This is a genomic window from Streptomyces sp. Je 1-332 (genome assembly GCF_040730185.1).
Taxonomy (GTDB): domain Bacteria; phylum Actinomycetota; class Actinomycetes; order Streptomycetales; family Streptomycetaceae; genus Streptomyces.
In genome coordinates, this window is sequence record NZ_CP160402.1 from 2,276,749 (window position 1) to 2,298,431 (window position 21,683).

18 protein-coding genes are annotated in these 21,683 nt (G+C 72.0%); 8 read left to right on the forward strand and 10 right to left on the reverse strand.

Annotated elements, in window-relative coordinates:
• Positions 1-393: 393 nt before the first annotated feature.
• Together ABXJ52_RS10580 and ABXJ52_RS10585 are read right to left on the reverse strand one after the other, a co-directional pair.
• Positions 394-1,194: an alpha/beta hydrolase gene (locus ABXJ52_RS10580; protein ID WP_367041254.1), complete on the reverse strand. Its 801-nt coding sequence runs from the start codon at positions 1,192-1,194 to the stop codon at positions 394-396.
• Positions 1,191-1,868 carry a DUF998 domain-containing protein gene (locus ABXJ52_RS10585; RefSeq protein WP_367048955.1) on the reverse strand — a complete coding sequence of 226 codons (678 nt, stop codon included), beginning with the start codon at positions 1,866-1,868 and terminating at the stop codon, positions 1,191-1,193. Before ABXJ52_RS10585 ends, ABXJ52_RS10580 begins: the two co-directional genes overlap by 4 nt.
• Positions 1,869-2,074: 206 nt before the next feature.
• Between ABXJ52_RS10585 and ABXJ52_RS10590 the strand changes: the two genes are divergently transcribed.
• The 3 genes from ABXJ52_RS10590 (at position 2,075) to ABXJ52_RS10600 (ending at position 6,415) form a co-directional block, all read left to right on the forward strand.
• On the forward strand, positions 2,075-2,566 hold the full coding sequence (locus ABXJ52_RS10590; RefSeq protein ID WP_367048957.1) for a DUF6153 family protein: 492 nt from the start codon (positions 2,075-2,077) through the stop codon (positions 2,564-2,566).
• A gap of 134 nt (positions 2,567-2,700) precedes the next feature.
• On the forward strand, positions 2,701-4,425 hold the full coding sequence (locus ABXJ52_RS10595; RefSeq protein WP_367041256.1) for a multicopper oxidase family protein: 1,725 nt from the start codon (positions 2,701-2,703) through the stop codon (positions 4,423-4,425).
• 232 nt (positions 4,426-4,657) lie between these two features.
• Positions 4,658-6,415, forward strand: coding sequence for an NAD+ synthase (locus ABXJ52_RS10600; RefSeq protein ID WP_367041257.1), 1,758 nt, complete (start codon positions 4,658-4,660; stop codon positions 6,413-6,415).
• 114 nt (positions 6,416-6,529) lie between these two features.
• Here ABXJ52_RS10600 and ABXJ52_RS10605 read toward each other — a convergent pair whose 3' ends face one another.
• The 4 genes from ABXJ52_RS10605 to ABXJ52_RS10620 form a co-directional block, all read right to left on the reverse strand.
• Entirely contained in the window at positions 6,530-7,753 is a 1,224-nt protein-coding gene (locus ABXJ52_RS10605) for an MFS transporter (RefSeq protein WP_367041259.1), read from the reverse strand.
• Between the two features lie 126 nt (positions 7,754-7,879).
• The gene (locus ABXJ52_RS10610) at positions 7,880-8,902 is read right to left on the reverse strand and encodes an endonuclease/exonuclease/phosphatase family protein (RefSeq protein ID WP_367041260.1); all 1,023 of its coding nucleotides are present in this window, start codon (positions 8,900-8,902) and stop codon (positions 7,880-7,882) included.
• A 173-nt stretch (positions 8,903-9,075) separates the two neighbouring features.
• Complete coding sequence (locus ABXJ52_RS10615) at positions 9,076-9,675, reverse strand: TetR/AcrR family transcriptional regulator (protein ID WP_367041262.1); 600 nt, start codon at positions 9,673-9,675, stop codon at positions 9,076-9,078.
• Between the two features lie 56 nt (positions 9,676-9,731).
• On the reverse strand, positions 9,732-11,324 hold the full coding sequence (locus tag ABXJ52_RS10620) for an MFS transporter (RefSeq protein ID WP_367041263.1): 1,593 nt from the start codon (positions 11,322-11,324) through the stop codon (positions 9,732-9,734).
• A 156-nt stretch (positions 11,325-11,480) separates the two neighbouring features.
• Here ABXJ52_RS10620 and panB point away from each other — a divergent pair, with 156 nt between their 5' ends.
• From panB to ABXJ52_RS10635, 3 genes are all read left to right on the forward strand, one after another.
• A complete protein-coding gene (gene panB / locus ABXJ52_RS10625) occupies positions 11,481-12,368 on the forward strand; it encodes a 3-methyl-2-oxobutanoate hydroxymethyltransferase (RefSeq protein ID WP_367041264.1) in 888 nt (295 codons plus the stop codon).
• A 224-nt stretch (positions 12,369-12,592) separates the two neighbouring features.
• On the forward strand, positions 12,593-13,612 hold the full coding sequence (locus tag ABXJ52_RS10630) for an ATP-binding cassette domain-containing protein (protein ID WP_367041265.1): 1,020 nt from the start codon (positions 12,593-12,595) through the stop codon (positions 13,610-13,612).
• Positions 13,609-14,436 (forward strand): ABC transporter permease, encoded by an 828-nt coding sequence (locus tag ABXJ52_RS10635; protein WP_367041268.1) that lies wholly within the window; start codon positions 13,609-13,611, stop codon positions 14,434-14,436. The genes ABXJ52_RS10630 and ABXJ52_RS10635 overlap by 4 nt, the downstream gene beginning before the upstream one ends.
• A 23-nt stretch (positions 14,437-14,459) precedes the next feature.
• Here the strand turns inward: ABXJ52_RS10635 and ABXJ52_RS10640 are convergent, their stop codons facing one another.
• Positions 14,460-17,801, reverse strand: coding sequence for a BTAD domain-containing putative transcriptional regulator (locus tag ABXJ52_RS10640; protein WP_367041270.1), 3,342 nt, complete (start codon positions 17,799-17,801; stop codon positions 14,460-14,462).
• A 218-nt stretch (positions 17,802-18,019) separates the two neighbouring features.
• Here ABXJ52_RS10640 and ABXJ52_RS10645 point away from each other — a divergent pair, with 218 nt between their 5' ends.
• Positions 18,020-18,823 carry a site-2 protease family protein gene (locus ABXJ52_RS10645; RefSeq protein WP_367041272.1) on the forward strand — a complete coding sequence of 268 codons (804 nt, stop codon included), beginning with the start codon at positions 18,020-18,022 and terminating at the stop codon, positions 18,821-18,823.
• On the opposite strand, the gene ABXJ52_RS10650 is transcribed toward ABXJ52_RS10645, so the two are convergent.
• From ABXJ52_RS10650 to ABXJ52_RS10660, 3 genes are read right to left on the reverse strand one after another with little or no spacing between them, the layout of a single operon-like run.
• Positions 18,813-19,088, reverse strand: coding sequence for a hypothetical protein (locus ABXJ52_RS10650; RefSeq protein ID WP_367041275.1), 276 nt, complete (start codon positions 19,086-19,088; stop codon positions 18,813-18,815). The two genes, ABXJ52_RS10645 and ABXJ52_RS10650, sit on opposite strands and share 11 nt — an antisense overlap.
• Before the next feature lie 12 nt (positions 19,089-19,100).
• Positions 19,101-19,805: an NADPH-dependent F420 reductase gene (gene npdG / locus ABXJ52_RS10655; protein WP_367041277.1), complete on the reverse strand. Its 705-nt coding sequence runs from the start codon at positions 19,803-19,805 to the stop codon at positions 19,101-19,103.
• A gap of 37 nt (positions 19,806-19,842) precedes the next feature.
• Entirely contained in the window at positions 19,843-20,919 is a 1,077-nt protein-coding gene (locus ABXJ52_RS10660; RefSeq protein WP_367041278.1) for a sialidase family protein, read from the reverse strand.
• A 79-nt stretch (positions 20,920-20,998) separates the two neighbouring features.
• On the opposite strand from ABXJ52_RS10660, the gene ABXJ52_RS10665 reads away from it, so the two are divergent.
• Positions 20,999-21,613, forward strand: coding sequence for a hypothetical protein (locus ABXJ52_RS10665; protein ID WP_367041280.1), 615 nt, complete (start codon positions 20,999-21,001; stop codon positions 21,611-21,613).
• The last annotated feature ends 70 nt before the right edge of the window (positions 21,614-21,683 follow it).

The window sequence follows — 21,683 nt, forward strand, 5'->3', positions numbered from 1 at the left end:
ACCGCCCACCTCCAAGCCACCCGGCGGCATCCCCCCGAACCGCCGCTCCGCGGCGGGTGTCTCCCGCCCACCCACCCGATTACCCCGCGTCGAGGCCCGGGCGGGGAGCGCATCGCAGTGCGCGGAGGAGCGACCCCGCCTGTCCGCTGCCGGGTAATCGGGCGGGTGGGCGGGAAAATCGCCGCGCAGCGGCGGCCGGACCCACGGAGCGAAACGCCGCTGCCGGGTAATCGGGTGGGTGGGCGGGGAAGAATCGCCGCGCAGCGGCGGCCGGACCCACGGAGCGAAACGCCACTGCCGGGTAATCGGGCCGGTGGGCGGGAAAGATCGCCGCGCAGCGGCGGCCAGGCGTACGGAACTTGCGCCGGGCAACCCGGGAGGCCGCACCCCACGTCACGTGGCCAGTACCGCCTCCACCACGCCCCCCGGGGCGTCCCGCATCACCAAGTGACCCGAGGGCTCCGCCACGCGGAAGGTCGCGTTCAGGGCGGCGGCGAGAGTTCGCTGCCGAGTGAGCCAACCCGCCCGGCCCCCGGCGTACGCGGCGAGGACCGTCGCCGGGAGCTCCTCCGGCAGGGGGAACTCCGCCCGGAGCACGGCCAGTTCCGTCGCGGCGTCGGTGTACGTCGCGTACTCCAGTAGTGCCCCCTGCCAGACACGGCTCGCCCCGTACACCTGCCTCACCGCCCCCGCATCGCCACCCCGCACCGCCACCCTCCGCACCGCAGGCCCCAGCGCCCGTGGCAGCCCCACACCGCCCAGTACCGCGCCGCTCGCCCTGGCCGTCGCCACCCGCACCTCGCGCGGGATCCTCGCCCTCGGTCGTTCCTCGACGCTTGAGTCGATCAGGACCAGGCCCGCCGTCCGCTCCGGGTAGAGGCGGGCGAACGCCTCGCAGTGGAAGCCCGCCAGGGAGTGGCCGGCGACGGTGGCCCGGCCGGGGAGGCGGAGTGCGTCCAGGAGTTGTGCGATCCGCTCGGCCTCGGCCGCAAGCGTGGGCGCCACGCGCGCGTGCCCGCTCAGGCCCGACCCGGGCCGGTCGAAGCAGACCACCGTGCGCCACGGGGCGAGGCGCTCCACCACCGCGTCCCAGTCGAACCACGCGAGCCCAAGACCCGCGCTCAGCACGCACGCCGGCCCGCTCCCGGACACACGCACGTGGTGCGGCACTCCCCCGATCCGTACGAAACTCATCCGCGCCGCACCACCGCGCGCGCGAGCAGCCCGAGCCACACCGCGATCAGCAGCACCTGCAGCCGCTGTCCGACCCCGAGACCCCACGTGCCGAGACCCGCGTCGAAGGCCGCTACGGCAGTCAAGGTCCAGGCGGTCGCGGACAGTTCGAGGAGGGTGAGGAGGAGGGCGGAGGAGTACGCGCGGGAGAGCAGAGAGCCGTGCCTGCGCGCCGCCAGCGTCAGCGCCACCATCCCCACCAGCGCCCCCGCCACCGCGACACTGCTGCTCACCGCATGCGCCGCGTGCGCCGCGGGCACCAGCCCCGCACGCTCCCTGGCCACGCACGCCGCGTCGGCGGTCGGCGCGCAGCTCAGCGGCAACCGGGAGTCGACCGCGGTGGCCGCCCCGAACAGGGCGAGCCCCGCCCACCCCACAGCCGTGCCCCACCGGCGCGGCAGCCACCGCAGCGCACCCACCGCGCCCGCGAGGACCAGCAGCCCGGCGGTCAGGTCGGTCGTGCGGAACAGCGTGCCGTACGGCTGGTCCCGGGCCGCGAGTTCGCTGACGTACGAACTCAGCGGCGAGAGCCCCGTACTGAGGAAGGGTTCGATGAGCCACGTGCTGTAGGCGAGCGCGCCGAGTGCCAGGAGGGCCGAGACGGCGCCGGTACGAGCGCGGCCGGGGCGGGGCACCGCCGGTGGTGCGGTCGGCACGGCGGGGCGGACGGCGCTAGTCGGCGGCGGCACGCGTGTCCCCCGGTGAGGGCCGCGCACGCCCTGCACGTGAAGCGGTTCGCGCCGTTTCGTACGTATTCGTCATGGGCTCATGATCAGTGCAGCGTCGGGGGCCCGCATGTCGCGCGATACCCGCCGGGGGTAAGGTTTCGCCCGTGGCGGCCATGAAGAGATCAGCGATCGGCGGCAGGCAGCTCCTGCTGCTCGCCGCGCTGCTCTTCGGCATCGTGACGATGCATACGCTGGGCCACCCGACCGGACACCCGACCGGGAACTCCCCCGGCCCCGCGACGGGCCACCACTCGTCGAGCCCTGCGAGGGATAACTCGGCAACGGATCGCCCGACAACGAACCACTCGGCGACGGATCGCCCGACGACGAACCACCCGACGAACCACTCGGCGACGGTTCGCTCGACGACAGATCACTCGGCAAGCCAGTCGTCCGGCATCGGCATGGGCGGCATGGACCCGCTCTCCGTCTGCCTGGCCGTCCTCGCCGCGTTCACCCTCGTACTGCTGCTCAAGGCGGGCCTGCTGCGGCCCGGCGGCTTCGGCGTCCCCGCCCGTGTGCCCGCCCGGTTGCTCGACGGGCTGCGGCCCAATCCGCCGCCGCCCCGCATACTCCTGTCCCACCTCTCGGTGCTGCGCATCTAGGCCGACGCACCGGCTGCTTCACGCTGCCCGCGCACGGGCGGGTCCTCGATGGGAACCTCCGGGCGTCGAGCGGTGTATCAAAAGCAGCAGATGCGCCCATCTGCACGCACCACTACGACGAGGTGTACTCAGCCATGCGCACTCAACCCCTGCGCACCCCTTCGCGCCGCGCGCTGCTCGGCGCCGCGACCGCCGTCGCCGGTTCGGGAATCCTGACGGCCTGTGCCGGCTCCGACTCCGACTCCAGCTCCTCCGGCCACGGCAGCGGCCACGGCAGCGGCTCAGAACCCAAGGCCGGCCCCGAGGGCTATATCGACCCCGCCGGCGAGGAAGTCGCCGCCGCGGAGAAGAAGCGAGCCGGCGGCGGCTCGCTCCGCGCGGTGAAGCTCATGGCCATGACGGCCACGCTCGACCTCGGCGGCCGCACGGTCAAGACCTGGGCGTACGGCGATCGGCTCCCCGGAAAGGAAGTCCGCGTCACCGCGGGCGACACCCTCGCCCTCACGCTCGCCAACCACCTCCCCCAGGCCACGTCCCTGCACTGGCACGGCCTCGCCCTGCGCAACGACATGGACGGCGTCCCCGGCCTCACCCAGAAGGGCATCAAGCCGGGCGCCGACTTCACCTACCGCTTCGCGGTGCCGCACCCGGGGACGTACTGGTTCCATCCCCACTCGGGCACCCAGCAGGACCGCGGTCTGTACGCCCCACTGATCGTCGACGACCCCAAGGAGCCCTTGAAGTACGACAAGGAGTGGGTTGTCGTCCTGGACGACTGGGTCGACGGGGTGGACGGCTCCACGCCGGACTCCGTGCTCGCCGAGCTCAGCAAGGGCATGGGCGGCCACGACATGAGCGGCGACGAGGGAGAGACCTCGGGCGAGGGAAAGGACTCGGGCGAGGGCGGCATGGATCACGGCGGCCACGACATGTCGAACATGTCGCTGCGGACAGCCGTGTCCCCGAAGCCCTCCCCGGCCTCCCCGGGCTCCCCGGGCTCCCCGGCCTCCCCGGGCTCCCCGGGCCCCTCCCGCATGATGATGGGCGCCAAGAGCGACCTGCTGGGCGGCGACGCGGGCGACGTGGCCTACCCGCACTATCTGATCAACGGCCGCACCGCGGACGCCCCTTCCTCCTTCAAGGCCCGCCCCGGTGACCGCATCCGCCTGCGCATCATCAACGCCGGCGGCGACACGGCCTTCCGGGTGGCGCTCGGCGGCCACGAGATGACGGTGACGCACACGGACGGCTTCCCGGTGGAGCACGCGAAGACGGACGCGCTGCTGCTCGGCATGGGCGAGCGCTATGACGTCCTGGTCACCGCCAAGGACGGCGCGTTCCCGCTGACCGCGGCGGCCGAGGGAAAGAAGGCGACAGCCCTGGCCGCCCTGCGCACGGGGGGCGGCGCAGCCCCCTCCCCCTCGACCCGCCCCCGGGAGCTGAAGGGCCGCCTCCTGACGGCGGACAAGCTGCGGGCGGCCCGCTCGGTGGCCCTCCCCTCCCGCAAGCCGGACCGCACGATCAGGATCCAACTGACCGGCGGCATGGCGAAGTACGACTGGGCCTTCGACAAGAAGCCCTATTCCCCGGACCGCCGCCACCCGGTCCGCGCGGGCGAGCGCGTCCGTCTGGTCTTCGCCAACTCGACGACGATGTGGCACCCGATCCATCTGCACGGCCACACGTTCACCCTGGCGAACACGCCGGACGGCCCCCGCAAGGACACCGCGATCCTGTTGCCGAACGGCACGCTGGCGGTGGACTTCGACGCCGACAACCCGGGCCTGTGGATGATCCACTGCCACAACGTCTATCACTCGGAGGCAGGAATGATGACGGTCCTGGGCTACCGCAACTGACCGCCCTCGGCTACGGCGGCTGACCGCCCCTCGGCCACCACGGCTGATCGCCCTCGGCTACCGCAACTGACCGCCCTGGGCTACGGCCACGGCTTACCGCCCCCGGCCACCGCAGCTGACCGCCCTCGCCCACCGCAGCTGACCGGCGGTCACCCCGTGGGGCGCCCCAAGTGGGGCGCCCCACCCCCGCCCCGCAAGGCATCGCGTCGCTCTGACGATTACACTGAGCCTCGTGCCTCAACTACGCCTCGCCCTGAATCAGATCGACTCGACCGTCGGCGATCTCGCCGGGAACGTCGAGGCGATCGTCCATTGGACCCGGCACTCCGCCGAGCAGGGAGCGCATCTCGTCGCGTTCCCCGAGATGGCGCTGACCGGCTATCCCGTCGAGGACCTCGCCCTGCGGTCGTCCTTCGTCGACGCCTCCCGGGAGGCGCTGCGCGCGCTCGCCGCGCGGCTGAACGACGAGGGGTACGGCGAGCTGCCGGTGGTCGTCGGCTATCTCGACCGCTCCGAGGAGGCCAAGCCGATCTTCGGCCAGCCCCCGGGGGCGCCGCGCAACGCGGGTGCGGTGCTGCATCGGGGCGAGGTCGTGCTCAAGTACTCCAAGCACCACCTCCCGAACTACGGGGTCTTCGACGAGTTCCGTTACTTCGTGCCGGGCGAGACGCTGCCGGTCGTGCGCGTGCACGGCGTCGACGTCGCGCTCGCCATCTGCGAGGACCTCTGGCAGGACGGCGGCCGCGTTCCCGCGACACGCACCGCGGGCGCGGGTCTGCTGCTCTCCATCAACGCGTCGCCGTACGAGCGGAACAAGGACGACCAGCGGCTCGAGCTCGTGCGCAAGCGCGCGCAGGAAGCCGGCTGCACCACCGCCTACCTCGCCATGATCGGCGGCCAGGACGAGCTCGTCTTCGACGGCGACTCGATCGTCGTCGACCAGGGCGGCGAAGTCATCGCGCGGGCGCCGCAGTTCGCCGAGGGGTGCATCGTCCTCGATCTCGATCTCCCGGCCGCCGCTCCCGAGCCGCCGTCGGGCGTCGTGGACGACGGGCTGCGCGTCGAGCACGTCACCGTCTCGCAGGAGCCCCTCGCCGCGTACGAGCCGGAACTCACCGGTGGGTACGCCGAGCGGCTCGACGACGAGGAAGAGGTGTACTCGGCGCTGGTCGTCGGGCTGCGTGCGTACACCGCGAAGAACGGTTTCAGCAGCGTCCTGATCGGCCTCTCCGGAGGCATCGACTCCGCCCTCACCGCCGCCATCGCCTGTGACGCGCTCGGCGCGCAGAACGTGTACGGCGTCGCTATGCCGTCGCGTTACTCCTCGGAGCACTCCATCAGTGACGCGGAGGACCTGGCCCAACGTACGGGGCTGAACTTCCGTACCGTGCCGATCGCCCCGATGTTCGACGCCTACATGGGGTCCCTGGGTCTCACCGGGCTCGCCGAGGAGAACCTCCAGTCGCGGCTGCGCGGCACGATGCTGATGGCCCTCTCCAACCAGGAGGGGCACATCGTCCTCGCCCCTGGCAACAAGTCCGAGCTCGCGGTGGGGTATTCGACGCTCTACGGCGACTCGGTGGGGGCGTACGGCCCGATCAAGGACGTGTACAAGTCCCTGATCTTCCGGCTCGCCGAGTGGCGCAACCGCGCTGCCGTCGACCGCGGCCAGACGCCGCCGATCCCCGAGAACTCCATCACCAAGCCGCCGAGCGCGGAGCTGCGGCCCGATCAGGTGGACACGGATTCGCTGCCGGACTATCCGGTCCTCGACGCGATCCTGGAGATGTACGTCGACCGCGACCAGGGCGCGGACACGATCGTCGCCGCCGGTTATGACCGGGAGCTGGTGGTGAAGACCCTGCGGATGGTGGACACCGCCGAGTACAAGCGGCGGCAGTACCCGCCGGGTACGAAGATCTCCGCGAAGGGGTTCGGCAAGGACCGCCGCCTTCCGATCACCAATCGGTGGCGGGAGAAGTCCGTCTGACGGTGCCGGCCAGGGCGGGGGCGAGCAGCCCCCGCCCTGGTCACCGGTCACCTCCGGCCCCCGCCCCCGTCACCTCCGGCCGCCGTTCTCGTCACCTGCGGCCCCCGCCCCCCGTCACCTCCGGGAGGCCTCCCGCACCGGCTCCCCCGAAGCCACGAGCCGCTCGTTGCCCGCCGCGGGCACGGGCGCGGGCGACCGCAGGTCCACCAGATACGCCACGCCCGCCACTCCGAGGCCCAGCACGGCGAGGGCCGCGCCGGTGACCGCCGGTGAGGTGACCCCGAAGCCCGCGGCCAGCGCGAGGCCGCCGACCCACGCGCCTCCCGCGTTGGCGAGGTTGAACGCGGCCTGGTTCGCGGAGGAGGCGAGGGACGGGGCCGCCGATGCCTTCTCCATGACCATCAGCTGCAGGGGCGAGCCCGTGGTGAACGCCGCCATGCCGAGCAGCGTCACCGCGAGCGCCGCGCTCCACGCCGTTCCCATGAGGACCGGGAACAGGGCGAGGACCACGACCAGTGCGGTTAGGCCGCCAAAAAGCGTGCCCCGCAGGGAGTGGTCGGCGAGCCGGCCGCCGAGGAGGTTGCCCGCCGTGGCGCCGACACCGAACAGCGCCAGAAGCAACGTAACGCTGGATTCGGCGTAGCCCGCGGCGTCGGTCAGCATCGGGGTCACATAGCTGTACGCGGAGAACAGCGCGCCGAAGCCCGCCACGGTCGTGCCGAGGGCGAGCCACACCGGGACGCTGCGCAGGGCGCGGAGCTCCCCGCGCAGGCCGCCGCTCTCGCCGTGGCCGTGGTCGGCGGGGACGAGGAGGGCGAGCGCGGCGATGGCGGCGATGCCGATCGCGCTGACCGCGAGGAACGTCGCGCGCCAGCCGAGCTGCTGTCCCATCGCGGTGGCGACGGGCACGCCCACGATGTTGGCGACGGTCAGGCCGAGGAACATGAGCGAGACCGAGCGGGCCTTGCGCTCGGGGGCCACCAGACCGGTGGCGACCACCGCGCCGACGCCGAAGAACGCACCGTGCGGCAGGCCGCTGAGGAAGCGGGCGGCCATCAGCCAGTGGTAGTCGGGGGCAGCGGCCGACAGCGCGTTGCCCGCGACGAAGAGCACCATCAGGCCGATGAGGACGCGGCGGCGCGGCATGCGCGCGGTGACCGCGGCGAGCAGCGGTGCGCCGATGACGACACCGAGGGCGTACGCCGAGACCAGGTGTCCCGCGGTGGGGATGGATATGTGCAGGTCGTCCGCGACGTTGGGCAGCAGGCCCATCATCACGAACTCGGTCGTGCCGATGCCGAAGGCGCCCACGGCGAGGGCGAGCAGGGCCAGGGGCATGAAGAACCTTCCGGGGGGGGAGCGCATGAGGGAGTGGTGTTCCGTAAGTTTACGTACGGAACAAAGTCTCTCGGGCTCAGTATTCCGTGAGGTTACGAACGGATGTGCGGCGCGTGGCGCCCGAGGCTACAGCTCCACGCGCGCCGCGATCGGCAGGTGGTCGCTGCCCGTCTCCGGCAGCGTCCACGACGACAGCGGCTCGACGCCCTTCACCATGATCTGGTCGATCCGCGCCATCGGGAACGACGCGGGCCAGCTGAAGCCGAAGCCGTCGCCCGCCGCGCCCTGCGTGGAGCGCATCTGCGAGGTGACGGCGTTCAGGGCGCGGTCGTTCATCGTGCCGTTCAGGTCGCCGAGCAGCACGACCTTGGAGACCTGCTCGTCGGCGATGGCCTCGCCGAGCGCGTCGGCGCTGTCGTCCCGCTGGTTGGCGGTGAAGCCCGCGTCCATCTTGACCCGGACCGACGGCAGGTGGGCGACGTAGACGGCGACCTCACCCTTGGGGCTGTTGACGGTCGTGCGCATCGCGCGCGTCCAGCCCAGCTTGATGTCGACGGGCCCCGTACCGGTGAGGGGGTACTTGCTCCACAGGCCGACCGTGCCCTGCACCGAGTGGTACTTGTACGTGCCGGCCAGGGCCTTCTCGTACGTCGGGACGGCGTCCGCCGTGAGTTCCTCCAGGGCCACGACGTCGGCGCCGGAGGCGGCGACGTCACGGGCGGTGCCCGAGGGGTCGGCGTTCTCCGCGTTCACGTTGTGGGTGGCCACCGTCAGGTCGCCGCCGGCGCCGGACTTGTCGCTGATGAGACCGCCGAAGGAGCTGACCCAGATGACCGCGGGCAGCAGCACGGCGATCAGCGCGGTGGCTGACCTGCGGACGAAGCCGACGACGAGCAGGACCGGGATCAGGACGCCGAGCCAGGGCAGGAACGTCTCGATGAGGCTGCCGAGGTTGCCGACGCCGTTCGGGATCTGGGCGTGGAAGAGCATCACCAGGGTGAGCAGCACGGCGACCGCGGCCGTGACGAGTCCGCGCCGCCAGATGCCGCGGTCCCCGCGCCAGCCGTCGGCCAGGCGCCGGAACCGAGACCCCTGGCGGTCAGGTTCCGAGCCGCCGTTGCCCGTCTCCGTCACATACGCCTGCGCCATACGCTCGTCGCCTCACTGGTGCCGTGCAACCGTCCTCGCCCCTGAAACCCTAGGCGATGATCGGGTGTCCTCCCCGCCGTCCGTGACGGCCGTACGGGACGAGGACGAGCGGAGCGGCGGGGCGGGTTCCGCATCTCCCCGCACAACGGGCCGCTGTGACGAAACGCGCACATTCACCCCGTGGGCCGCAGTCCGGCGAGCACGCTGTCCACGATCCGCTCGGCGAGACCCTCGTCGAGCGGCGCGTCGGAGCGCAGGACGGTGCGGACGAGCATGGGGCCGACGAAGAGGTCGTTGGCGAGGACGATGTCGACGTCGTCGCGCAGTTCGCCGTTCTCCACGCCCCGGCGCAGCACCTCGCGCAGGACGCGACGCTGGGGTTCGATGACGGTCGCGTGATACGCCTGCCACAGCTTCGGCAGGCTCTTCATCTGCGCGAACACGTTGTGCAGCAGCGCGGAGGAGCGCAGGTTCACGCCGCGCCTGCGCAGATGTTCCAGGCAGACGATGAGGTCGCCGCGCATGGACTCCCCGGGCAACTCGGGAGGGGGGTCGTCGATGCCGCGCAGGATCTCGACGAAGAGCTCCTCCTTGCCGCTCCAGCGGCGGTAGATGGTGGCCTTGCCGACACCCGCCGTGCGGGCGATCCGTTCGATGGAGAGGTCGGCGAGCGGCACGCCGTCCTCGATCAGCTTCAGGACGCCCTCGACGATCGACCGCTCCACGGCCTCGCTGCGGGGGCGTCCCCGGACGCCTTTGGCGCTGTGGCCCACGTCAACTGCCTCTCTCGTCGTCCGGCACTCCGCCGCGCCGATTCTCCCTGCCCCGGTCAGCGCCCCGCGCCCACGGGGTCGGCCTTCGGCTGCTCGGCCTCCGGCTCCTGGGGTGGGCGGCCCGGCAGGAACAGGGCGACGACCACGAAGCCGATCAGGGCGACGCCCGCGCCGCAGAGCGCCGTGATGTGCATGGCGTGCAGGAAGGAGTCGTGGGCCGCGGTGACCAGGGGCTCGCCGCGCGGGCCGAGCTTGGCGGCGACGCCGAGGGTGGCCTCGATGGACTCGCCCGCGGTGTGCCGTACGTCGGCGGGCAGCAGGGTGAGCTTGTCCTCGACGCCGCTGCGGTAGGCCGCGGAGAGGACGGAGCCGAGCACCGCGATGCCGAGGGCGCCGCCGACCTGCCGGAAGGTGTTGCTCAGGGCGGAGGCGGAGCCCGCCTTCTCGCGGGGCAGCGCCTGCATGATGACGACGCTCGCGGGAGTCATGATGTGCGCCATGCCGGTGCCCATCAGGAAGAACATGACCTCCAGGATCCAGATCGGCGTATCGGCCTCCAGGGTCGTGAAGGCGGCGAGCATCGCGGCCAGGAGCAGCAGTCCGCCCCCGCACACGGCGCGGACGCCGAAGCGGTCGACGACGAGGCGGGCGCGCGGCGCGAAGATGAGCTGGGCGGCGGCGAGCGGCAGCATCAGCAGGCCGGTCTCCAGCGGCGAGTAGCCGCGCACGCTCTGGGTGTAGAAGACGGCGAAGAACGTCACGCCCATCAGCGCGAAGAAGACGAGCGCGAGGGAGCTGATCGCCGCCGAGAAGACCCGGTTCCTGAAGTACGAGATGTCGATGGACGGGTGGTCGCTGCGCTTCTCGTACAGCACGAAGCCGACGAGTACGGCGAGGCCCGCGAGGACGGTCCCGAGGACGGCCGGGTCGGTGAAGTCGGCGAGCTGGCCGCCCTTGATGATGCCGTAGACGAGCAGGACGAGACCGACGATGGACAGGCCCACGCCCACCAGGTCGATGCGGCCGGGCTTCGGGTCGCGCGACTCGGGCACGAGCCAGATCATCAGGCCGATCGCGACGATCACGATCGGCACGTTCACCAGGAAGACCGAGCCCCACCAGAAGTGGTCGAGGAGCACGCCGCCGGTGATGGGTCCGATCGCGATGGCGAGGCCGACACCGCCCGCCCAGATGCCGATGGCCTTGGGCTGTTCCTCGCGCTCGAAGACGTTCATCAGGATGGCGAGGGTGGCGGGCATCACGAAGGCGGCGCCGAGGCCCATCACCGCGCGGAACATGATGAGTTGGACGGGTGAGCCGGACTCCGCGGCGAGCGCGGAGCCGATGCCGAAGACGGCGAGGCCCGCGATCAGCATCTTCTTGCGGCCGAGCCGGTCGCCGAGCAGGCCCGCCGTGAAGAGGAGCCCCGCGAAGACCAGGGTGTAGGAGTTGATGGCCCACTCCAGGTCGCCCTGGGTGGCGCCGAGGCCCGTGGGCTCCGGGGTCGAGATCGTCTTGATGGCGACGTTCAGGATCGAGTTGTCGAGCACCACGATGAGCAGGCTCAGCATCAGGGCGCCGAGGATCGCCCACCGGCGCCGGTGGACGGCTTCCGGTATGCGTGGGGTGGAGACGGCGGGAGTAGTCATGGCATCCAGCCTAGGCCCATTCCGATACGAGACCGTCTCGTATTGTAAAGACTTTACCGAAGGGTCCACTAGCCGACGGGCGGCACGCGATGCCACCATGGAGGGGATCCGGGGACGCCGTCAGGGCGCCTCGAGATAACAGAAGGAGCCGTTGCGATGACGCAACTTTCGGCTGCCCAGAACCAGCCCGCGGGCCCCGCCGGTCAGTCCACCGACAGCAGCAAGGCGCTGTACGGAGGCAAGAGCACCCGCCGCATCACCGCGCGGGACATCGCCGCCGCCAAGGAGCGGGGCGAGAAGTGGCCCATGCTCACCGCGTACGACGCGATGACCGCGTCCGTCTTCGACGAGGCCGGCATCCCCGTGATGCTGGTCGGCGACTCGGCGGGCAACTGCCACCTCGGGTACGAGACGACCGTGCCCGTCACCCTCGACGAGATGACGATGCTGTCCGCCGCCGTCGTACGGGGCACGTCGCGTGCCCTGGTCGTCGGCGACCTGCCGTTCGGTTCGTACCAGGAGGGCCCGGTGCAGGCCCTGCGCTCGGCCACCCGCCTGGTCAAGGAGGCCGGGGTCGGCGCGGTGAAGCTGGAGGGCGGCGAGCGCTCGCTCCCCCAGACCGAGCTGCTCGTCTCCTCCGGCATCCCCGTCATGTCCCACCTCGGCCTCACGCCGCAGTCCGTGAACACCATGGGCTACCGCGTCCAGGGCCGCGGCGACGAGGCGGCGCACCGGCTGCTGCGCGACGCCAAGGCCGCGCAGGACGCGGGCGCGTTCGCCGTCGTCCTCGAACTGGTCCCGGAGGAGCTGGCGGCCGAGGTCACCCGCTCCCTGCACATTCCGACGGTCGGGATCGGTGCCGGCGCCGCGTGCGACGCGCAGGTCCTCGTCTGGACGGACATGCTGGGCCTGACCGGCGGCAAGATGCCGCGGTTCGTGAAGCAGTACGCGGATCTGCGGGGCGTGATGAGTGGCGCGGCCAAGGCGTTCGCGGAGGACGTGGTGGGCGGCGCGTTCCCCGCCCCCGAACACGCGGTCCACTAACCCCTCCCGGGCCCCGCGCCCACCCCCCCCTGAGCCATAGCGGCACCACCGGCAGCCCGTCGAACTTCCCCCGTCGACGGGCTGCCCCCTTTTCGCTCGCCGGAGGGCTTGCCCCCACCCGCAGCGGCCCCGCCCCCGGGCAACCGATGGTCCGCCCAAGGCCCCCGGGCCAGGTGTAGGTGGGATGTCGGTGGTTTGTCGGTGGGGGGTGACATTCTTCCGGCATGACGCGAATCAACAACACCCCCGGCGGCGCCGGAAGTGCCGTCACCGTGAGGGGACTGGTCAAGCACTACGGCGAGACCAAAGCACTGGACGGCGTGGACCTCGACGTACGCGAAGGCACCGTCCTCGGCGTGCTCGGCCCGAACGGCGCCGGCAAGACCACCCTCGTCCGCTGCCTCTCCACCCTCGTCGTCCCGGACTCGGGCTCGGCCTTCGTGGCCGGGTACGACGTCGTGAAGCAGCCCCGCCAGCTCCGCAGGGTCATAGGCCTCACCGGCCAGTACGCATCCGTGGACGAGAAGCTCTCCGGACGCGAGAACCTGTACATGATCGGGCGGCTCCTCGACCTCTCCCGCAAGGAGGCCAGGTCCAGGGCCGACGGCCTGCTGGAGCGGTTCTCGCTCACCGAAGCGGCCAACCGCCCCGCCAAGACGTACTCCGGCGGCATGCGCCGCCGCCTCGACCTCGCGGCGTCGATGATCGGCAGCCCCTCGGTCCTGTATCTGGACGAGCCGACCACCGGCCTCGACCCCCGCACCCGTAACGAGGTGTGGGCCGAGGTCAAGCGCATGGTCGGTGACGGCGTCACCGTGCTGCTCACCACCCAGTACATGGAGGAGGCCGAGCAGCTCGCCTCCGAGCTGACGGTCATCGACCGCGGCAAGGTCATCGCCAACGGCGGCATCGACGAGCTGAAGGCGAAGGTCGGCGGCCGCACCCTGCGCATCCGCCCGGCCGACCCGCTGGAACTGCGCCCGCTGGCCGGCGCGCTCGACGACATGGGCCTGACCGGCCTCGCCACCTCGACCGTGGACGCCGAGTCCGGCACGGTCCTGGTGCCGATCCTCAGCGACGAGCAGCTCACCGCCGTGGTCGGCGCGATCACCGCGCGCGGCATCACGATCGGCTCGATCGCCACCGAACTGCCCAGCCTGGACGAGGTGTTCCTCTCCATCACCGGCCACAAGGCCAGCGCCCCGCAGGACGCCCGCCCCGAACTCGAGGAGGTTGCCGTATGAGCACCACCACTCTCGCGCCGCCCCTCCACCAGGGAGAGGCCGACGCCCGTATCGGACTGCGCGACCACGTGCGCCACACCAGCGCCCTGGTCCGCCGCAATCTGCTGTGGATCCGCCAGGACCCGGAGTCGATGTTCGACGCGGTCCTGATGCCGATCGTCTTCACGCTCCTCTTCGTGTACGTCTTCGGCGGCTCCATCGGGCAGGCGCTCGGCGGCGGCCAGGACGCCTACGTGCAGTACGTGGTGCCGGGCATGATGGCGATGATGAGCATGAACATCGCCATGGCCGTCGGCACCGGCTTCAACCAGGACTTCCAGAACGGCATCATGGACCGCTTCCGCACCCTGCCGATCGGCCAGGGTTCGGTGCTCTTCGCCAAGATCGTGGTGGAGGTGATGCGCCTGCTCATCGCGACGACGATCATGATGATCGTCGGTGTCCTCGTGGGCTTCGACATCACCAACTGGGGCGGTCTGCTGGCCGCCGTGGGCCTCTCCGCGCTCTTCGGCACGTCCATCATGTGGATCTTCCTGGTGCTCGGCGTCTCGATGAAGAGCGCCCAGTCCGTGCAGGCGATGGGCTTCCTGGTCCTGATGCCGCTGCAGTTCGGCTCGTCGATCTTCGCCCCCACCCAGTCCATGCCGGGCTGGCTCCAGGGCTTCACCGACTACAACCCGCTGTCCTCGCTCGCGGACTCCGCGCGCGGTCTGATGGTCGGCGGCCCGGTCGCCCACGACGTCTGGGTGACGGTCGGCTGGTCGGTGGTGCTCACGCTGGTGATGGCGCCGATCGCGATCCACAAGTTCCGCACGAAGAGCTGACCGCGGGTCCGACGGACAGCGGCCTAGCCGATGTACCTGTCGCAGAGGGCGGCGGCCTCCTCCATGGAGAGGCCGCCGCCTTCCGCGTACGCGGCCTCGTACGCGGTGTCACCCAGTGCCCCGCGCGCCGACTCCACGGCGGCCGTGCGGATCTCGCGCTCGGCGGCGGGCGCGAAGTGGCCCGGCGGCAGCTCACGGTCGGCCACCGCGATCAGCCGCGCCGCGTCGTGGGCGTACCGGCCGCCGTCGAGGGCGGCCAGGGCGCGGGCCGCGGTGGTGAGGTGCACGGAGGTCATCTGCGGGGCCATCATCTTGCTCAGCGGGTCGAGGGACTTGGCGAGCGCGGCGCGCGACGTGGCGAGGGACTCGGCATGACGGCCCTCCACCGTGTCGATCCAAGCCTCCGCGCCCAGCATGAACCCCTCGAAGATGACGAAGTCGACGGCCTTGAACTCCTCCTGGAGCAACCGCAGTTGTTCGCGCGCCTCGCCGGTGCGGCCGGTGCGGGCGAGCAGGTCGACGAGGAAGAAGCGGGCGGCGGGCAGGGACTCGCCGGAGTTCGCCGCCGCCGTGCCGGCGCGCTCCGTGACCGACCACAGCAGCTCCTCGCCCCGGGCCATGTCACCCGCCTCGGCGAGCACCGCGCCGAGCCGCGCCGTGAGCACGCTCACCTGCGCGGGGGCGCCGACCCGCTCCGCGTGCTCGATGGCGGCGCCGAAGTCCTCGGCGGCCAGGGCGAACCGGCCCCGCCGCTCATGGGCCTCGCCGCGCGAGGAGAGCGCCTCGGCCATGCCCCACACGTCGCCGAGCCGGGTGAAGATCTCCAGGGACTCGTCGGCGTCACGGCGGGCGTCGCCCGCCGAGTCGGCGCGGTTGGCGAGGATGTTGGCGCGCTGCTGCAAGGACGCGGCGAGTTCCCAGTCGTACCCCCGCTCGCGGCAGGTGGCGATGGTCGCGTCGATGATGTCGTGCAGATGGTCGATGTCGCCGTTGAGCAGGACCGCGAAGAACCACAGGCTCCCGGGCGACCAGCAGGTCTGCGGAAGGCCCGGCCGGTAGGCCTCCCTGATGCCTTCGAGTTTCTCGGCGGCCTCGGGTGTCTGCCAGGCCTCCAGGTTCATGTCCATGCAGGAGAGCTGGATGAGGTGGACACCGCGGCGCGCCTCCGCGAGCACTTCGGGGCGCATGGGCGGCGGGTTGTCCGTGCAGCGTTCGTAGAGCGGTGCCACCGGGGTGACGGGGCGCACGAAGGGGTCGGGGCCGAGGGCGACGACGTCGCGGGACCAGTTGCGGATCTCGATGCGCAGATCGCGGATCGTCCAGAACCAGGAGAGCGAGAGGACCAGGCAGAGCGCTTCCTGCTCCTGCTCGGCGGCGACGGCGTGCCGCAGGGCGGTGCGCAGATTCTCGTACTCGACCTCGAGCCGTTCGACGGCCTCGCGTTGTCCGGCGCCCCGCAGCCGCGGCTCGGTCAGCCGGGCCAGCTCCCGGAAGTACACCAGGTGGGCCCGTTCGGCGGCGGCGCGGTCGCCGGCTTCGTCGAGCCGCTCCCCCGCGTACTCGCCGACGGTTTCGAGCAGCCGGTAGCGCATCACGCCTTGCGGCGAAGGGGCGGCGACGACCAGGGACTTGTCGACGAGCGAGCCGAGCACGTCGGCGACGTCGGGCGACTCGGTGGGCGACTCGTCGGGCGCCCCGCACACCGCTTCGGCGGCGGCCAGGTCGCAGCCGCCCGCGAAGACGGCCAGGCGGCGCAGGACGGTGCGTTCGGCGGTGTCCAGGAGGTCCCAGGACCAGTCGACGACCGCGCGCAGGGTCTGCTGGCGGGGCAGGACCGTACGGGCGCCGTTCGTCAGGAGGCGGAAGCGGTCGTCCAGGCGGTCGGCGATCTGCCGGGGCGTGAGCATGCGCAGGCGGGCCGCGGCCAGTTCGATGGCCAGGGGCAGGCCGTCCAGGCGCCGGCAGATCTCCGCCGACGCCGGCCGGTCGTCCTCGACGCGGAAGCCGGGCCGTGCCGCGGCGCCGCGGTCCGCGAGCAGGCGCAGCGCGGTCGGCTCCGGCAGCGGCTCCACGGGGTGCAGCAACTCCCCCGGTACGCCCAGGGGTTCACGGCTCGTGGCGAGGATCGTGAGGCCGGGGCAGTGCGCGAGCAGCCGGTCGGCGAGGCGGGCCGCGGCGTCGATGACGTGCTCGCAGTTGTCGAGGATCAGGAGCATGCTGCGGGGGGCGCAGTGCTCGGTGAGGCGGACGACGGGGTCGTCGCCGTGCCACTCGGACACCGCCCGCAGTTCTTCGGCGCCCGCGCCGCGCAGCACCGTCTCGCGCGCGCCGAGCGCGGTGAGGACCGCCTCGGGCACCGCGTCCGGGTCCTCGACGGGCGCGAGCTCGGCCAGCCATACGCCGTCGGGGACGCCACCGGCGTGGGCCTCTGCGGCCTCCTGCGAGAGCCGCGTCTTCCCGGCGCCGCCGGGTCCGAGGAGCGTGACGAGGCGGGCCCGCGCCAGGTCGCCCCGGATGGCCTCGATGTCGCCCTCGCGGCCGACGAAGGAGGTGAGCCTGGCCCGCAGGTTGCCCTGCGGTCTCTGTGGCGGGCGGGGCCCGGCGGGCTTCGAGTTTCCGGAGCTGTTGGTCGAGCTGTCGGCGTGCAGCAACTCCTCGTGCAGGGCGCGGAGTTCGGGCCCGGGGTGGGCTCCGATGCGGTCCGCGATGAGGCGGCGTACCCCCTCGTACTCGTCGAGGGCCTGCGCGGGGCGGCCCGCGTCGCGCAGCGCCCGCAGCCGCAGGGCCTGGAGCGGCTCGTCGAGGGGGTGCCCCTCGCACAGGGCGGCGAGCTCGGGCAGCACCTGCTCGGCACGGCCGAGGGCGAGCGCCGCGGCGAGAGCGGCGCGGCGGGCTTCGAGGCGGCGGGACTCCCACCGGGCCGCCTCCGACGTGCGGTCCGGCAGGTCGGCGAGCGCGGGGCCCTGCCAGAGGGCCAGCGCGTCGTCCAGGATCACCGCGGCCTTGGCGGCGTCGCCGTCGGCGAGGGCGTTCGCCCCCTCAGTGGCGAGGCGGTCGAAGCGGTACAGGTCGATGTCGTCCGGCGCGGCGCACAGCTGGTAGCCGCCGTCGGTGGAGGTGATCGCCCCGGCGCCGACGGCCCGGCGCAGGCGGCCCACCAGGGCCTGCAACGCGCCGGTCGCGTCGGCGGGCGGATCGCCGTGCCACACCTCGTCGACGAGCACGGGCGCCGGCACGGGCCGGGGTGCGCGCAGGGCGAGGATCGTCAGGAGAGCGCGCAGCCGTGCGCCGCCGACGGCGATGGGGGTGCCGTCGGCGCGAAATGCCTGGGTGGTGCCGAGAATGCGGTAGCGCACGGGGTCCATTGTCTCCGGTCGAGGTGTGGGGTGGCGCGGGACGCTGCGCCGGGCTGTACGCACCGCTTGGCACCTGTTTCGCCGAGTCTGCCCTCATATGCGGGACGGTCCGGATGTACTCGGTCCCACCCTCCCTGGAACTCCCCGCCCAGTGCGAGACGTTTTCGCGGTGGGCCGGGGTACGGTCCCGTACGACAACAGGCCGCCACCTCCAGGAGCCCCGCCCCATGACCACCGCTCCCACCCGACGCAGCGACCGGCGGATCAGCCCCGTCTTCCTCGGGATCGCCGCCGTCACCGCGGTCTCCGGCTGGGCCGCGTGGACGGGCTTCGCGGACAACACCGGGCTCGCGGTCTTCCTCTTCGTCACGGCGGCCTGGATCGTCTCGCTCTGCCTGCACGAGTACGCGCACGCCCGCACCGCCCTGCACAGCGGCGACATCTCCATCGGCGCGAAGGGTTATCTGACCCTCAACCCGCTGAAGTACACGCACGCGCTCCTGAGCATCGTCCTTCCGGTGCTCTTCGTGATCATGGGCGGCATCGGCCTGCCCGGCGGCGCCGTCTTCATCGAGCGCGGCCGCATCAAGGGCAAGTGGAAGCACTCTCTGATCTCGGCCGCGGGGCCGCTCACGAACGTGGCCTTCGCGGTCGTCTGCACCGCGCCCTTCTGGCTCGACGCGCTCTCCGGCGTCCCGGACACCTTCCGCTTCGCGCTCGCCTTCCTCGCCCTGCTCCAGGTGACGGCCGCGATCCTGAACTCGCTGCCCATCCCGGGCCTGGACGGGTACGGCGTCATCGAGCCCTGGCTCTCGCACAAGATCCGCCGCCAGGTGGAGCCCTTCGCGCCGTTCGGCCTGCTCGCCGTCTTCGGCATCCTGTGGATTCCCGAGGTCAACGGCGCCTTCTTCGACGCGATCGACGCGATCTTGCGCGGACTCGGGGTCACTGATCTGGAGACGTACTGCGGGCAGGACTTCTACCGCTTCTGGGACGGCGACCCGAGCCAGTACTGCACGCTCAGCCCGTAGCGGCGGTGCGCGCGGCGTCCCGCTCGGCCCTCGCGCGGCGCAGGTAGTACCACGCCATGTTCGAGGAGAGTCCGGCGAGCAGCACCCAGATGACGCCGATCCAGTAGCCCTGGACGAAGGAGACCACGGCCGCCACGACGGCGAGGACGCAGACCGCGAGGGCGTAGAGAGCGAGGCGGGGCATGGGGGTCGGCTCCTGTCGGGGTTCGGTCCGTGGGGTGCGGGACGGCGCGGCGAAACGGCGTCCCGAACCAGTGTCCCCCATGCCCGCCACGTCCTAGACGTCGGTCACGCGCAGCCCCGCGTGCGCCTTGTAGCGCCGGTTCACGGAGATCAGGTTGGCCACGAGCGACTCGACCTGGTGGGCGTTGCGAAGACGGCCCGCGAAGACGCCCCGCATGCCGGGGATCCGCGCGGCGAGCGCTTGGACGAGGTCCGTGTCGGCGCGGACCTCGCCGAGGACCATCACGTCGGTGTCGATCTCCTCGACGGCCGCGTCCTGGAGCAGGACCGCCGACAGGTGGTGGAAGGCGGCCGTGACGCGGGAGTCCGGAAGGAGGGCGGCGGCCTGCTCGGCGGCGCTGCCCTCCTCGGGCTTCAGGGCGTACGCGCCCTTCTTGTCGAAGCCGAGCGGGTTCACGCAGTCGACGACGAGCTTGCCCCTCAGCTCCTCGCGCAGCGCCTCGAGCGTCTTGCCGTGCCCGTCCCACGGCACGGCGACGATCACGATGTCGCTGCGCCGCGCGCACTCCGCGTTCTCGGCGCCCTCGACGCCGTGGCCGAGCTCGTCGGCGGCGGCCTGCGCACGCTCGGCCGCACGGGAGCCGATGATCACCTTCTGGCCCGCGCGGGCAAGGCGGTAGGCGAGGCCGCGGCCCTGGTCACCGGTGCCGCCGAGCACGCCGACGACGAGCCCGGAGACGTCGGGCAGCTCCCAGGGGTCCTTGGCCGGGGGCTTCTGCGCATTGTCGTTAGAGGTCATGCCGCCGACCTTACTCACCGGTTCACCGCCGCCACCGTCAGACCAGCGCGGCCACCGGAATCCGCCGGAAGGTGATGGTCTCGTACGCGCTGAAGTCTCCCGTCTCGTAGAGGAGTCCGACGGTCTCGTCGTCGACGCGCACGAGGTCGGAGTAGGCGGCGGGCAGTCCGTCCACGGTGTACGCGTCCTGCCACGTGGTGCCCGCGTCGCGGCTGCGGCGCACCGTCATCAGGGCCCGGAAGCCGGGGTCGGCGGGCCCGGAGAACAGCAGCACGTCGGGCGTACGCAGATGCAGCACGCTGCATTCGACGACCGGGCCGACGAGCCCCGCCTGCGGCCGGAAGGGCTTGACCAGGCTCTGGCCGCCGTCGAGAGAGTGGGCGTCGGCGCGGGTGCCGGGGGACGGGGAGTCGTTGCGGGTGTTGAAGTAGAGCCGCCCGTCGGGGAGTTCGGCGGCGGTGGTCTCGTTCACGTTCACGTAGCCGTCGGTGTTGTCGTCGACGTAACCGATGCGCCAGGTCTGGCCGAGGTCGTCGCTGAGCAGGCTGTGGCCGCCGTTGTACTTGCCCTCGGTGCCGTTGTCGGTGCCGGTGGGCGGCAGGGAGTGGTTGGCGGGCACGACGATCCGGCCGTCGCCTGTCTGCAGGGCGTGCCCGGGGGTGGTGGCGTACCACCGCCAACTCGCCTTCTTCACCTGCCCGGTGATCTCGCTCCCGGCGGACCAGGTCAGCCCGTCGTCGTCGCTGTGCCGCACCCAGATCCGCCGCCCGTTCGCGGCGGACACCTTGCCGCGGCGGATGGCGTCCTCGGTCGCGGCGGCGGCGTTGCGGACATGGACGAGGAGGATCCGGCCGGTGGTGAGGACGACGGGGGCGGGGTTGCCCGCGAGGTCGGCGCCGTTCTGGACGACGACCTGGAGCGGCCCCCAGGTGCGGCCGCCGTCACTGGAACGCTTCAGCACCACGTCGATGTTGCCGAAGTCCTCCTGCGAGCCGACCCTCCCCTCACAGAAGGCGAGCAGCGAGCCGGAGTTGGTACGCACGACGGCGGGGATACGGAAGCTCGCGTAGCCCTCACGACCGGCGCGGAAGGGAACAGACGTCTCATCAGTCATCCCCGGTCAGTCCCCACCCCGGACGAATTCCCGGTGAACTCCGCCTGACGAGTCGTTCGTTGAGGCAGGATGCGACCCCATGGACGCCGTACGGGTAGCGCTGCTGCGCGAGGTACTCGCGGGAACCGAGTGGGTGGGCGCGACGCGCCGCTTCGCGGGAACGCTGCGTTCCTCCGTCGTGCCGCACGGCGGGGGCCTCCTCCTGGTGGGCACACGGGAGTACGAGCCGTGGCATCTGGCGGCGCATCTCGTGGACGAGGCGGCATGGTCCGGGACGCCGGAACTGACGCCGACACTCGTACGCCACCGGGTGCGGGAGGGTGATCCCGCGCACCTGTCGACCGGGCTCGGCCGGATCGAGGCGGCGCGGCGCGGTGAGACGCTGCTCGTGGTGGCGCCGGACACGCCGGCGGCCCCGCCGGGCGCGGACCTCCTCGAGCGGGTGCACGACGCGCGGGCCGCGGGTGCGACGGTGCTGTCCCTGGGTTCGGGGCACGGCGACCTGCGGTCCATGGCGCACGAGGCCCTGCCCGTGCCGGAGTCACCCGACCTCGACCTGGACATGGTCCAGCACCTGGTGAGCGCGGCGGCCGGCGAGAACTCGCTCCCCGCGGCGCGGGGCCGGCGCCGCCTGCGCGACCGCCTCTCCCGCCTGGCCGACCAGCTGACGTCGCCGCCACCGGCGCGGTGGTAGGGAACGCGGCCGCTCACGGCGGCGGATAATTCGGTTGCCGCGGTTCATGAACAGCACTGACCATGGCTTT